Annotated in this window: 15 protein-coding genes and 2 tRNA genes; 1 reads left to right on the plus strand and 16 read right to left on the minus strand. The window is 57.3% G+C overall.

Annotation, left to right across the window (positions count from 1 at the left end):
* Window positions 1-146 precede the first annotated feature (146 nt).
* From GBEM_RS13375 to cobO, 15 genes are all read right to left on the minus strand, one after another.
* Window positions 147-1,466: a hypothetical protein gene (locus GBEM_RS13375; RefSeq protein ID WP_012531110.1), complete on the minus strand. Its 1,320-nt coding sequence runs from the start codon at window positions 1,464-1,466 to the stop codon at window positions 147-149.
* Between the two features lie 295 nt (window positions 1,467-1,761).
* Window positions 1,762-3,171 carry a hypothetical protein gene (locus tag GBEM_RS13380; protein ID WP_012531111.1) on the minus strand — a complete coding sequence of 470 codons (1,410 nt, stop codon included), beginning with the start codon at window positions 3,169-3,171 and terminating at the stop codon, window positions 1,762-1,764.
* Between the two features lie 395 nt (window positions 3,172-3,566).
* Window positions 3,567-3,950 (minus strand): HI0074 family nucleotidyltransferase substrate-binding subunit, encoded by a 384-nt coding sequence (locus GBEM_RS13385; protein ID WP_012531112.1) that lies wholly within the window; start codon window positions 3,948-3,950, stop codon window positions 3,567-3,569.
* A 116-nt stretch (window positions 3,951-4,066) separates the two neighbouring features.
* Window positions 4,067-4,143 (minus strand) — tRNA-Arg (locus GBEM_RS13390).
* Window positions 4,144-4,194: 51 nt separating this feature from the next.
* On the minus strand, window positions 4,195-4,710 hold the full coding sequence (locus tag GBEM_RS13395) for an adenine phosphoribosyltransferase (protein WP_012531113.1): 516 nt from the start codon (window positions 4,708-4,710) through the stop codon (window positions 4,195-4,197).
* Window positions 4,711-4,725: 15 nt separating this feature from the next.
* Window positions 4,726-5,727: a sigma-70 family RNA polymerase sigma factor gene (locus GBEM_RS13400; protein ID WP_012531114.1), complete on the minus strand. Its 1,002-nt coding sequence runs from the start codon at window positions 5,725-5,727 to the stop codon at window positions 4,726-4,728.
* Between the two features lie 48 nt (window positions 5,728-5,775).
* Window positions 5,776-6,423 (minus strand): protein-L-isoaspartate(D-aspartate) O-methyltransferase, encoded by a 648-nt coding sequence (locus tag GBEM_RS13405; RefSeq protein ID WP_012531115.1) that lies wholly within the window; start codon window positions 6,421-6,423, stop codon window positions 5,776-5,778.
* Window positions 6,424-6,482: 59 nt separating this feature from the next.
* Window positions 6,483-7,229 carry a 5'/3'-nucleotidase SurE gene (surE, locus tag GBEM_RS13410; RefSeq protein ID WP_012531116.1) on the minus strand — a complete coding sequence of 249 codons (747 nt, stop codon included), beginning with the start codon at window positions 7,227-7,229 and terminating at the stop codon, window positions 6,483-6,485.
* Window positions 7,230-7,479: 250 nt separating this feature from the next.
* Window positions 7,480-7,752 carry a SemiSWEET family sugar transporter gene (locus tag GBEM_RS13415; protein ID WP_012531117.1) on the minus strand — a complete coding sequence of 91 codons (273 nt, stop codon included), beginning with the start codon at window positions 7,750-7,752 and terminating at the stop codon, window positions 7,480-7,482.
* Window positions 7,749-8,486 (minus strand): RNA methyltransferase, encoded by a 738-nt coding sequence (locus GBEM_RS13420; RefSeq protein WP_012531118.1) that lies wholly within the window; start codon window positions 8,484-8,486, stop codon window positions 7,749-7,751. The genes GBEM_RS13415 and GBEM_RS13420 overlap by 4 nt, the downstream gene beginning before the upstream one ends.
* Window positions 8,487-8,689: 203 nt before the next feature.
* On the minus strand, window positions 8,690-9,310 hold the full coding sequence (locus tag GBEM_RS13425) for a DedA family protein (protein ID WP_012531119.1): 621 nt from the start codon (window positions 9,308-9,310) through the stop codon (window positions 8,690-8,692).
* Window positions 9,311-9,414: 104 nt separating this feature from the next.
* On the minus strand, window positions 9,415-10,251 hold the full coding sequence (locus tag GBEM_RS13430) for a L,D-transpeptidase family protein (protein WP_012531120.1): 837 nt from the start codon (window positions 10,249-10,251) through the stop codon (window positions 9,415-9,417).
* Between the two features lie 80 nt (window positions 10,252-10,331).
* Window positions 10,332-11,276: a methylmalonyl Co-A mutase-associated GTPase MeaB gene (gene meaB / locus GBEM_RS13435; RefSeq protein WP_012531121.1), complete on the minus strand. Its 945-nt coding sequence runs from the start codon at window positions 11,274-11,276 to the stop codon at window positions 10,332-10,334.
* A 147-nt stretch (window positions 11,277-11,423) separates the two neighbouring features.
* Entirely contained in the window at window positions 11,424-11,828 is a 405-nt protein-coding gene (locus tag GBEM_RS13440) for a cobalamin B12-binding domain-containing protein (protein WP_012531122.1), read from the minus strand.
* A gap of 59 nt (window positions 11,829-11,887) precedes the next feature.
* Window positions 11,888-12,418 carry a cob(I)yrinic acid a,c-diamide adenosyltransferase gene (gene cobO, locus GBEM_RS13445; RefSeq protein ID WP_012531123.1) on the minus strand — a complete coding sequence of 177 codons (531 nt, stop codon included), beginning with the start codon at window positions 12,416-12,418 and terminating at the stop codon, window positions 11,888-11,890.
* 441 nt (window positions 12,419-12,859) lie between these two features.
* On the opposite strand from cobO, the gene GBEM_RS13450 reads away from it, so the two are divergent.
* Window positions 12,860-12,934, plus strand: a tRNA-Val gene (locus tag GBEM_RS13450).
* Window positions 12,935-13,003: 69 nt separating this feature from the next.
* On the opposite strand, the gene GBEM_RS13455 is transcribed toward GBEM_RS13450, so the two are convergent.
* Window positions 13,004-13,231, minus strand: coding sequence for a hypothetical protein (locus tag GBEM_RS13455; RefSeq protein ID WP_012531124.1), 228 nt, complete (start codon window positions 13,229-13,231; stop codon window positions 13,004-13,006).
* Window position 13,232: the final 1 nt, after the last annotated feature.

Here is a 13,232-nt window from a genome sequence, read left to right on the forward strand (position 1 = left end):
CGTCTCTTATACCAGCATGAAATATGAAAAAAGGGGCAACTCAAGCAGTTGTCCCCCTTTTCTATGGTGAGCCCCCCTAGTAATGCTTAAACATCAGCACCTCGGTTTGTTGACGAAGTGACCAGCCCTACCGAGCCCCCTTAGAACTAGTCTTTGGCGTGGCACTTGTTGCAGTAGTCACGTGCGTACGGTCCGAAGAGTGAAGCCGGACGACCGTTGTACGCCATCTGCTGCTGGGTGACGCTGTAGCCGGTGTTGATCTTGTTCTCGGTGGTGCTGGAGTCGTAAGCGGCTGCGTTGCTTGCGTCAGCGACGGTCATGAACTCGTTGCCCAGGTAGTAGCGGGCCATGCTCTCAAAGCCGGAAGCATGGGCGCGGTGGCAGGAGAGGCAGAGCACGTTGTTGCTGGTGTTGGCGGCAGTCGGAGCAGCCTGGAAGGTTTTGATGGCGGCATAGTCAGCTGAACCGAGTTCGAACGGAGCCAGGGCGCTGTAGCCGTTGGAAGCCGGGGTGCCGTTGATGCCAGAGGAAACATAGGAGTTGTAGTTGCCGGCGATGGCGGCCGGCAGCTTGGCGCCGTTGCCTGCAGGGTGAACCAGCCCTTTGGTGCCGGAGGCATAGGTGTCATTGTGCATTGCGGTGTGGCAGTTAGCACACCACTCGGACATACCTTGGCCGTAAGCAACGCGGTCTTTACCGCCTGCGATGGTGTCGTTGAGACCGTTGTAACTGCTCGGAGCAACTGCGTCCGGAGACGGGTTCGCAAAGGCGTAGGAGCCGGTAAGGGACTTCGGCTGGTAGCCAACACCTGCGAGGAGGCGATACACGCCGACGGCGGAAACACTGGCGATCGGGTCTTTGCTGTTGACGTAGGAACCGGAGTTAAAGATCGGCAGACCGGTAGTGGCCTTGGTGCCGTCAGCAAGACGACGGTACTTGCCATGGGGATCGTGGCAGGAGGAGCAGGCCAGGTTGGCTGCCGGATAGGTGCCACCAGGGGCAACAGTCAGGACCTTGTCCTGGGTGTAGCCGAAGTCGACAGCGATGACGTTGTGGCCGTGACGGTCGCCTTCAAAAACTATGGGGCCACGCAAGTACCCAATGATAGTCTTCTTTAGCCAGGCAAAGTCGCCACCAGGGGTTAATTCAACGGGGGTGGTGCTGTCACTTGCAACAACGTTTGCGGTGGAGATGTGGTAGCCATTGTCCTTGCCGGTAACGGGGCCGGGGGTGGTGTCAGCAGCCTGGTGGCAGTTGAGGCAAGCACCGGACTGGTCCTGAGCTTTCAGGAGGTACGGACCGGACTGATACTGGGTCATGCCGGTCACATTGGCGGCACCTTCAAACGAGTTGTGCATCGAGTGGCAACCTTCGCACTCAGCGACGCCGCCAGAATGAAAAGCAAATGCCGGTACGGAAATAAGCACGAATGCAAAAGCCAAAGCTACGTTAATTATGATCTTCAACTGTATCCTCCTTTGTTGAACCAAGTAATCCAATCGCCAGTCTTGATTGCGAAAAATTGTGAGCCGAAGGGGACGAAGTATGTGGGTTACCTTTGGACCGAGGACATCAATGGCAGAATAGGTCTCTGGTCCAAGGCCGATTCCCATGTCTTTTTCGACAAGGTGTCGGTGACCCTTTTTGATGGCATGAGAGACCGGCGAGTAAGCCGCTAACATCTTGTGCGTTTATATATACCGACTTCACGCCACAACACGCCCCACTGTCCAAAGGTGTGTTTCAAGTGCCCACTAAAAACTAGTCTTTGGCGTGGCACTTGTTGCAGTAGTCACGTGCGTACGGTCCGAAAAGAGATGCCGGACGGCCGTTGTAGGCGTTCTGCTGCTGAGTGACGCTGTAGCCGGTGTTGATCTTGTTCTCGGTGGTGCTGGAGTCGTAAGCGGCGGCGTTGGATGCATCAGCGACCGTCATGAACTCGTTGCCCAGGTAGTAGCGGGTCATGCTTTCGAAGGCGGAAGCGTGAGCACGGTGGCAGGAGAGGCAGAGCACGTTGCTGGAGGTGCTGACGCCACCCGGACTAGCCTGAAAGGTTTTGATGGCGGCATAGTCACCAGAACCGAGTTCAAACGGAGCCAGGGAGCTATAGCCACCTGATGCGGGGGTGCCGGCGATGCCGGAAGAAACATAGGATTTGTAGTTGCCGGCAATGGCGGCGGTCAGCTTGGCACCGTTACCTGCAGGGTGAACCAGCCCTTTAGTGCCGGAGGTGTAGTTGTCCTTGTGCATTGCGGTGTGGCAGTTAGCACACCACTCGGACATACCCTGGCCGTAAGCAACTCGGTCTTTACCGCCTGCGATGGTATCGTTGAGTCCGTTGTAGCTGCTCGGAGCAAGTGCGTCCGGAGATGGGTTCGCGAAGGCGTAGGAGCCGGTAAGGGACTTCGGCTGGTAGCCTACACCTGCGAGGAGGCGGTACACGCCGACGGCGGAAACACCGGTGATCGGATCTTTGCTGTTGATGTAGGAACCGGAGTTGAAAATCGGCAGACCTGTGGTGGCCTTGGTGCCGTCGGCAAGACGACGGTACTTGCCATGGGGATCGTGGCAGGAGGAGCAGGCCAGGTTGGCTGCCGGGTAGGTGCCACCAGGGGCAGCGGTCAGGACCATGTCCTGGGTGTAGCCAAAGTCTACCGCGATGATGTTGTGGCCGTGACGATCACCTTCAGTGGAGACTGATGGGTCATGCCACAAATAAAAAGTCATAGTCTTTTTGAGCCATGCGAAGTCTCCGCCAGGGGTTAATTCAACGGGGGTGGTGCTGTCATATGCAGTAACACCTGCGGTGGAGATGTGGTAGCCATTGTCCTTACCGGTAACGGGGCCGGGGGTGGTGTCGCCAGCCTGGTGGCAGTTGAGGCAAGCACCGGACTGGTCCTGAGCTTTCAGGAGGTACGGGCCGGACTTATACTGGCTCATACCGGTCACATTGGCGGCACCTTCAAACGAGTTGTGCATGGAGTGGCAACCTTCGCACTCGGCGACACCGCCAGAATGAAAAGCAAATGCCGGTACGGAAATAAGCACGAATGCAAAAGCCAAAACTACGTTAATTATGATCTTCAACTGTATCCCGCCTTTAGTGAACCCAGTAATCCACCCGCCAGTTTTGATTGCGGAATGGTAGAGTGCGAATGGTGTGCAAAACATGTACCTTATCTTAATTAACCGATTTTCCAAGATACTTTTAAAAGACGGAACACTTACCACGCCATATAACCATAATGTAATGTGATTTAGCTAACTAATTCAAAGGTGTGATTCTTTTGCAGTCACGGAGCAGCCATAGCGAGGTGTTTGAGCCATTTGGGGGGCTGTGTTTAATTTGCCGTATTACCGATTCGAGTTCTCCCCCTAGCCGCAGCTGTTAGAGGATCAGGAGAGGCTCTCAAAAAAAAAGAGGCAACAGCATAAGCCGCTACCTCTTTATTTTCGCTAAGTTGTGGTGGAACCAAAACAATCCGAGCTCACAGAGGATAGAAGTCTTTGCCATGTGCCAGAATTGCCTCTCAGCACAGGTTAGTGCCACCGTGCCAAGCCGAAGATCAATCGTTCGTCTTCCATAAAAGTGTCTTTTGCGCCAGTTGCTGGAACAGATACACACCCTCCCCGACAACGAAGGCATAGACCTCTTCGGCTAATTCCTCGTTGTAGGTGTGGCTGGTCAGGTTGCGCATTTTCTGTAGATCAGTCCAGGCATTGCCATCCTCAATGAAGCCAGCTTGAAGAGACGCCCGCATTGTTTCACGGGGAGTATTTGCAAAGACATATTCCTGTTCTAATCGCAACTTCAGCATCTTCAAAGCCAGTTCGTGGATAAACTCGAAACGCTGGATGACGGAATCCCGGACATATTCATCCTTTGGCTGGCTGATAGCCTTTTCAAGCTGCCCAAGGGCCTTAAGGTAGCCGGTGATCGTGTCGCCCAATCGTTCATCGTTAACCGTGAAAGACATTACCAAGACAGAGTTTCCAGAATTACTGTCACAACCGCTGGAACAAAAAATGGGTCACGGCATAGTTGCCGTGACCCATTAGTTTTTATTGGCGTCCCCGAGACGATTCGAACGTCCGACCCCTTCCTTAGGAGGGAAGTGCTCTATCCTGCTGAGCTACGGGGACAAGTGAGACGACCTATATACCTTACCCCTGCCCGTTTGGCAAGAAGTTTTATTAGAACTTGAGCAGGGAGAATACTTTGCCTTCGGGGAGCTTCTTGCCCCCTTCCAAAAACTCCAGCTCGGCCATGAAGCAGCACTCGACGAGCTCGACGTCCATGCTGCTGATCAAATCTACTACGGCTGCCATGGTGCCGCCGGTGGCAAGCAGGTCGTCGGCGATGAGCACGCGATCGCCTTTGTTGAAGGCGTCGGTGTGGATCTCGAGGGTGTCGGTGCCGTACTCGAGGTCATAGGTCTTGCTGCGCGTCTTGGACGGAAGTTTGCCGGGCTTGCGCACCAGCACGATGCCGGCGCCGAGCTTGTACGCGAGGGCCGCGCCGATGATGAAGCCGCGCGCTTCAACACCCACTACCTTGTCTATCTTCTGCCCAACGTAACGGTGCGACAGAAGGTCGACCATGCGCTGAAACGATTTGGCATCCCCTAAGAGCGTGGTGATGTCCTTGAAAAGTATCCCCTTCTTGGGGAAGTCCGGGATGTTCCTGATGATGCTTTTCAGATCTTCCATTTATCCTGCCGCTCCTTATGTGCCTGTAGTTGTCGGGGGGACAGCCGCGCGCCCCATGACATCGGTCGTTTCTACTATCTTTCTCAGCTTTTCCAGCGATTTCGCTTCGATCTGCCTGATCCTCTCGCGGGTCACGCCGAAGCTGCGCCCGATGGTGTCGAGGGTCTGGGGGTCCTTGTCGTCGAGACCAAAACGGAGCGTGAGGATCTTCTTCTCGGCGTCGGAGAGGGTCTCGAACCACTTGGAGACCAGCTCGTACTTGTTGAGGTCCTCCAGGAGCACGGCCGGCGATATGGTGGAGGTGTCCTCTATGGTGTCGATAAGGAAATAGTCGTTGTTCTCCCCCATGGGGCGCTCGATGGAGTAGGTCTTCTTCAGGAGGACCATGAGCCTGCGCACGTAGGTGACGTTCACCTCAAGGGTGTCGGCGACTTCCTTGATGCTCGGCTCGCGGTTCATCTTCTGCACCAGTTCGCGCGTCACCCTTAGCATCTTGTTGATGTCGTCGGAGACGTGCACCGGCAGGCGGATGGTGCGCGACTGGTTCACCAGCGCGCGCTCGATGGACTGCCGGATCCACCAGGTGGCGTAGGTGGAGAAGCGGCACTCCTTGGAGAGCTTGAAGCGCTCCACGGCCTTGATGAGCCCCATGTTCCCTTCTTCGATGAGATCCAGGAAGGGGAGCCCGCGGTTTATGTAGCGCTTGGCGATCTTCACCACCAGGCGGAGGTTGGAGACGATCATGCGGTCGCGGGCGGCCTTGTCGCCCAGGTCGATACGCGCAGCCAACTCCTTCTCCTCGTCGGCGGTGAGAAGCTTGGTCTTCTGGATTTCGCGCAGGTAGAGCTTGATGGCGTCATCGAAATGCTCGACCACTGCGGCCTTGATTTCCTCTTCCTCTACCTCGGCAGGTTCGTCGGCTTCGGCCTCGACTTCCTCCAGTTCGAGTGCGTCGGGGTCCTGCTCGGCGTCCAGAAAAAGAGGTTCCTTCTCCTCTAAATGTCCTTCGTTTTCCATGCGAGACTCCTTTAGCAAAGCTTTGAGATGGTGTGTCTGCAACCTTTGCTACTGCTCGTCATTCCAGCCGTTTCTTCCAATAAGTCTTACGAAGCGGCAGCCGTCGCACTCTTCGGTGGCCACACTGCCGTCCATTCCCTTTGTTACCAGCAAGAGCTTCTGGTCGATCCTGTCGCCCACCGGTATCACCAGCCTGCCCCCGGGGGCCAGCTGCTGGACCAGGCAGTCGGGAAGATGCGGGGCGCCCGCGGTAACCAGGATGGCGTCGAAAGGCGCCTCCTCGGCCCACCCCTCGGTTCCGTCCCCTATCTTCAGGTTCACGTTCAAAAGCCTGAGGCTGTCGAGAGCCTTGCGCGCCTTGAGGGCCAGCGGCCTGATGCGCTCTACGGTGCAGACCCGGTCGGCGAGGGTGGCGAGGACGGCTGCCTGGTAGCCTGAGCCGGTTCCCAGCTCCAGCACCTTTTCGCGCCCGGTGAGCGCCAGAAGCTGCGTCATCTTCGCCACAATGTACGGCTGCGAGATGGTCTGCTTTTCGCCTATCGGCAGCGATCCGTCGCTGTAGGCCTGGGCCGACATGGCCTCTTCTACGAATATGTGTCTCGGTATTTCCTGCATGGCGCCCAGCACCCGCTGGTCGGTGATGCCACGCTTCACCAGCTCAGCAACCATTCTCTTCCGTGCAACAGCAGAATTCATTTCCCCCCCGATCTCAAGCAGCGGGGAAATATAACAAAAGGAGTTCTAAAAGTCCAGCATCACGGCAATTCCCAGGACTTCAGCATCTCGATCGAGGCATGGTTGGTGAGATCGATGTGCAAGGGTGAAATGGATACGTGTCCTCTCGAAACGGCATGATAATCGGTGCCGGGAATGTCCTCGAAGCTCAGGTCGGTGGTGCCGATCCAGTAGTAGTTCCTGCCGCGAGGGTCGACCTTGTCGACGATGGTCCCCTCGTAGCTGCGCTTCCCCTGGCAGGTGATGAGAGGCGGCAGCAGGCTTTCCGCGGGAAGATCCGGCACGTTTACGTTGAGATAAGTGTCGCGCGGAAGGCCTTTTTGGTGCACGGTCACGGCAAGTTTTGCCGCGCAGGCGGCCGCGGCCTCGAAATGCTCTCCTGCCGAGCGGGTGACCAGGGAGACTGCTATAGCGGGAATACCCATCAGTGTCGCCTCCAACGCCGCCGCCACAGTGCCGGAGTAGGTAACGTCGTCCGCTATGTTGGCGCCGCGGTTGACGCCGGAGATGACGAGGTCCGGGCGGTACGACAAAAGGCTGTGAATGCCTAGGTTGACGCAGTCTGTAGGTGTCCCCTCGACGGAGAAGACGTTGGCGCCGATGCGTGCCGCTCTTAACGGGTGATGCAGGGTGAGCGCGTGGGAGACGGCGCTTTGTTCCCGGTCCGGGGCCACTACTACGACCTCGGCCACCTCGGAAACCTTCTTGATGAGCGCGGCGAGACCGGGAGAATGCACCCCGTCGTCATTGGTAAGGAGAATCTTCACTTGTAAAACCCCTCGCTAAGTCATCAGCTGCAAAACGTCACTAAAAGGACCAGTGCCCCTCACACATGGTTCCTCTTCGGCAGAGGATGGCCGCACTTTAGCATATTTTAATATTAAACGGGACTTTTTTAAAAACCCTTCGCACGCGGATGACGCGGATCAAAATCGATAACTTTGGATCAACCCCCCCCCCTGCTCTAGCTTGATCCGCAGTTATCCGCGTTATCCGCAAAATCCGTGTGCGATGACTTTAGCTTGTTCGATCCTCTCTGTCATAGCGGAGCTTCATAGCAATGAGCGAGGCGTAGCACGCAATGGAAAAGGTGTTGGCGAGGATCAGCGGCAGGTCGCCGATCATGGAGCCGTAGATGAGCCAGAGCAGCATGCCGAGGCTCAACATGACCAGCTGCCACATGGAAATGTCGCGCGCGTGCCTGGTCTTGTAGGTCTTGTAGACCTGGGGCACCGCCGCCCCGCTGGTGAGGAGCCCGGCGCAAAAGCCCAAGGTGCCGACGAGGGTCATTCGCCCTTCTTCCCTTTGAACTCGGAGCAGGCCCAGTCTATCTGGGAGAGGAGCCCGCGCAGCGAGGAGACCTCGCGCTCGTCTAGTTCGGCGCGGGAGAAAATGCGACGCAGGGTCCGCATCATGTGATCGGGGTTTTGCGGGTTGAGGTAGCCGATCCTCAGGAAGGAGCGCTCCATGTGCTGGTACAGCGGCTCAAGGGAGGCAGACCCGGCAATGTCGCGGGCCTGCTTCACCGGCGCGGGTGCTACGCCTTTGAGAAACTCGTAGCAGAAGATGAGGACCGCTTGGGAGAGGTTCAGGGAACCGAATTCGTCGGCGGTCTCGATGGTGGCTTGCCAGCGGCAAAGGGCGACTTCGTCGGTGGTGAGGCCGCTGTCCTCGCGCCCGAAGACCAGCGCCATGCGGCTTGCCGGCGCACAGGCGGAGAAGCGCTCCACGATCTCCGCCGGGGTGGAGATCTCGTTGCGGTATTTGCCGTGGCGCCTGGTGGTGGCAACGGAGAACTCGCAGTCGGCGATGGCGTCTTCGAGGGAGGTGAAGATCCGGGCAGAGTCGAGGAGATTGCGTGCGGAAACGGCGAACTTGACCGCGTCCAGATGATCGACCTGGCAGGGGTTTACCAGGCGCAGGTCGGAGAGCCCCATGTTCTTCATAGCCCTGCAGACCATGCCTATATTACCGGGACTCTGGGTCCCCACCAAAACGACGGATACTCTTTGCTTCAAATCCATGCAGAACCTTTGTCAGTGGGAATTGTTAAAACTGGGAAGGCGAACACCAGGAGCTGCATTAGACCACAAGAGGGCGGGGTTTTCAACTGCAGAGTCAAAGGCTAAAACCATTGGCAAGGAGGACGTCTGAGGAAATCTGAGAAATCAAAACTGGAGAGAATCATTTTTTGCTTTTCTCGGATTCCTACTCCGTGTCTCCGTGGCTAAGGGTTTTGGAGGTTCCGGAGTTTCATCCTTCTCAGCCTGGCTCTTGCGGGGCGCTGGCGCCACCAGTGAGCGACAAAATGGCTGATCCAGAAACAAAAGACGATGGTGCCCAAGGCGAGGAGCAGGTACGGCTCGTAACGCCCGACATCTTCGATGAAGAGGCCGGCGGCTTTTCCGAACAAGTACCCCGCCATGGAGAAGACGATGGACCAACTGAGCGCGGATGCCAGGTTAAGGTACAAGAAGGACCGGGAGGGGAATGGCGTCATGCCGAGGATGATGGGAAGCACAATTCTGAAACCGTAGGTGTAGCGGGAGATGAAGGCGACGAAGGTGCCGTAACGCTCGATCAGCTTCAGGGCTTTTCTGAATTTCTTGGCTATGGAGGAGAAGAACTTGAGGAGGAAGGGGCCTTTGCGGCGCCCGACATGGAAGTAGAACTGGTCGCCCAAAAAGGACCCGGCAAGGGCGGAGAGCATCACCAGATATATGTTGAGGTACCCCCCGAAGGCGAGGAACCCGGCGAAGATGAGTATCGCCTCCCCTTCGAGGAAGGTCCCCAGAAAGAGCACCCAGTACCCGTGCACCTGCAGGTATTCCTTGAAAAATTCATGCACCGCCGCTCCGTACTACTGTGAGATGGAAGCCGCCCGCCACGCGGGCACAGTTTGAGAGTATAACAAACCCCTCGCCCGGGTCAGTCGCTTCCGCTTCGTTTATCTCACTTGCGGTACACGGGGTTCGCTCCCCTCACCTCTACGGCCGGGCCGTCCTCAAGCTCTTCCAGGTGGCCGCTGTCGTCCTCGTAATCGTTCTCGCCGACAGCCCAGGCGTAAAACTTCTGAGAATCGATCAGCACCGGCTTTTCAGGGATGCCGTACACCCGGTTCTGCATCCCCTCGTCGAAGAGGCCGACGCAGCCATGGGAGGCGGGCTTGCCGGGGAGGTCCCTGGCGTGGATCCAATAGGAGACGTTGTCGGCACCGATGTGGAAACGCATGGCGTTGTCCATCGGGTACTGCGCCGAGCCGTCTTCGGTCTGGTAGAGCGAGGAGGTGTGCTGCCGATCCCGCGCATCGATGCGGTAGAGGCCGACGGGGGTTTCGTGGCCGGTCGCGCCGGTTGCGGCGGGACCGGAGAATTTGAGCTTCCCGTTCTCGTAGGCTCCCATCCACTGCTCGGTCAGGTCGATGAGGATGTATTTTTCGTAACGCTTAGCCTCTTCGTATTGGGCAGGAAGCGGACAGTAGTTTTTTGCCGCGGCCAGGTCCGTGGGAACCTTTATGGTCATGCCCGGGTAGACGTGACGCCGGTCGATCCTGTTGAAGCGGGCGACAGTGGGCCAGTCGGCGCCAAAGAGCGACTCCAGGGTCTCGTTGGGTTTGATGAAGTGCCCCTTCCAAGGGACGTTGGCGAGGCTCGGGTATTCTACTCGGGTGAGGTCTTCCTTGGCCGGGTCGCCGGGGGTAGCGGAGGGTTCGGAGGTAGCGCAGGGTTTATAAACTACGATGGAAAAAGCGACAGCGACGACTACAAAAAACAGTATCTTACGAAACATCTCGACAACTCCCGACCAGAAACGACTAATGGGGCCTACGCCCCATTTCGCCTTCTAATTAACATCTTTAGGTCCCAGGGTCAAGAAAAAGAGCGCGCAGCCATGACCTCTTCCACAGCGCTGTAGGGATCGGTGCTCCTGTCGCGCATGCCGTCGAGTATCTGCTGGTACTTCCCGCTTTCCTTTATGCCGCTGAAGACTGACTCGAAGAGTTCCTCGCGCAGCGTGTCCGCGAAGATCTTGGCATTTCGTTCCTGGATCAGGCGCTGCAGCGCGCCCGACTCCTTGAGGTAGCTGTGGTGCGCCTCGAATTCATCCACCAGTTGGTCGATGCCGAGCCCTTTGGCCGCCTCGGTCTTGATCACGTGCGGCATCCAGTCGCCGGGCTCGGGGTGCTTCATCTCGAGCATCGCGGTCAGTTCGCGCTCAGTCCGCTCGGCGCCGTCCCGGTCCGCCTTGTTGACCACGAAGACGTCCCCGATTTCGAGGATGCCGGCCTTGATCGCCTGGATATCGTCTCCCAGACCCGGGACCATGACCACCACGGTGGTGTGCGCGGTGCTGACGATGTCGACCTCGTCCTGCCCTACCCCGACCGTTTCCACCACGATGACGTCGAGCCCCATCGCGTCCATCACGTTGAGCACGTCCATGGTAGAGCGCGAAAGCCCTCCCAGGGCGCCGCGTGTGGCGAGACTCCTGATGAAGACGCCGGGGTCGTCGGCATGGCGGTTCATGCGGATGCGGTCACCCAGGATGGCGCCGCCGGAAAAAGGGCTGGTCGGGTCGATCGCCACCACACCCACCAGGAGGTCCTTCTTGCGGTAGGCCGCGACTACCTGGTCGACGAGGGTCGACTTGCCGGCGCCAGGCGGGCCGGTGATGCCGATGATATAGGCTTTTCCGGTATGGGGGTAGAGGATCTTCAGTTCGTCGACGGCGCTTTTGAAACGGTCGTCGATATCCCGCATCAGGCGCGCCGCGGCGCGTATCTCGCCATCCAGCACACGTTCGGCAAGGCTCATGTTTCAACTCCAGAATTCATATATGATCGGAGAGGCCTTGCCACACGTTGCCGCAGGGTCTCTCCAGGCTTCTACGCGGGTGCGCCGCGAACTGCCTGTGGGCAAGAATGCGGCGCATGTGACGCAGAACAAAATGCGGAACAGGTCTTAGGCGTGCGGAGTTACGTTGTCGCGCATCCAGGCGACGATGGTCTCGGTCGAGGTACCCGGGGTAAAGACCTCGGCGATGCCGGCAGCCTTGAGGCCCGGGATGTCGTCCTCCGGGATGACGCCGCCCGCCATGAGCACGATGTCGCTCGCCCCTTTTTCCTTCATGATCTCCCTGACCGCCGGCAGCAGCGTGTTGTGGGCGCCGGAGAGGATGGAGAGCGCCACGCAGTCGACGTCTTCCTGGATAGCGGCGGAAACTATCTGTTCGGGAGTCTGGTGCAGCCCGGTGTAGATGACCTCGAAACCGGCATCGCGTAAAGCGCGGGCGATGATCTTGGCTCCCCTGTCATGGCCGTCCAGACCCGGCTTACCTACCAGTACACGTATTCTTCTTTCAGCCATGGCATACCTCCGAATTTATCAGTATTGAAATATAAAGCTACCAAGCTTTTAAAGCGTCACTATTTCTCGATGCCGATCCGCGCCGGCACTCCGGCCTTGTAGTAGTGCTTGACCTCGCGCATCTCGGTTACCAGGTCGGCGGCCTCGATCACGCTTTCGTGGGCATTTCTGCCGGTCAGCACCAGTTCGACATGATGCGGCTTGCCGCGCATGAGATCGAGTACCCCGTCGACGGGGACGAGCCCCATGGAGACCGCACCGTTGATCTCGTCGAGTATCACCAGGTCGTACTCGCCGCTCTGGACAGTCTTCGCCGCCAATTCCAGCGCCTCGGCCGCCAGCTGTTTGTCCTCTTCGTGGGGGTTACCCTTTCTGACCCAGCCCGGGCGCCCGGTCTGGATGATGGTGAGAAACGGCGCCAGGCGCTCGGCGGCCATCTGCTCGCCGTAAGGCCCCCCGCCCTTCATGAACTGGATCATGCAGACCTTAAGCTCACGCCCCGTAGCGCGCAGCGCAAGTCCCAAAGACGCGGTGGTCTTACCCTTGCCGTTGCCGGTATACACCTGAATAAGACCTTGTTCCAGTTTCACAATCACACCTTGACAGAACCGGCAATTCGATTCGACTGACAGAAATGAAGCAGTTTACGGCAACGGCATCGATGCCGCGAGCGCCCCCTACAGCAGGGGTCAGAACTGCCGCAATATAGCAACAGCAAAAGGAGCGTGTCAAGGTGAAAGAACTGAATTAGAACAATGTTTAAGGACGGCAAACCGAAGAGTGCGGGAGAGCGTGCTTTTATTGTTGAGCTTTGAGAATAAGCGGAGGAGGAACCTTCTTTCTCTGCCAGATGCCCGTTGAAGAAAAGAAGATCCAGCCAGTTCAGAAATCGTTCTGGTTCAGGGAGATGAAGAAACTATACCAGTAAAGATGGAAAAGCGAACGGAGTAAAGAGAGGTTGTTACTTCCAGCCTGCTGGATAATGAGGGCTTGACACGGCTAAATCGATCTGCTATTTAATCGGGACACATGGGCGATTAGCTCAGCGGGAGAGCACTGCCTTCACACGGCAGGGGTCACTGGTTCGAACCCAGTATCGCCCACCATGCAAACAGCAAAGGCCAAGTCTTACGACTTGGCCTTTTTTTATTGCTTTCATCTTCCTGCAGCGACGATCATCCATTCTGTACCGTCTCCGTTCTTCTAACCATGGCGATGTTGTCGATGCACGCGTCCAGGTTGTTCCGCACGAAGATGATGGTTTCCAACTGGTTGTCGACCGTGACCAGACGCACCTGGTCAGGTTTTTCGGATACCTTCCCTTTTTTCTTCAGCTGCACTTCGAGAAAACAGTAGTCAAAAGGGTCCGCTTTCTTGGTGTTCGTCCTGTCTCTGTAAGCCATG

The organism is Citrifermentans bemidjiense Bem, from assembly GCF_000020725.1.
In the GTDB taxonomy this organism is placed as follows: Bacteria; Desulfobacterota; Desulfuromonadia; order Geobacterales; family Geobacteraceae; genus Geomonas; species Geomonas bemidjiensis.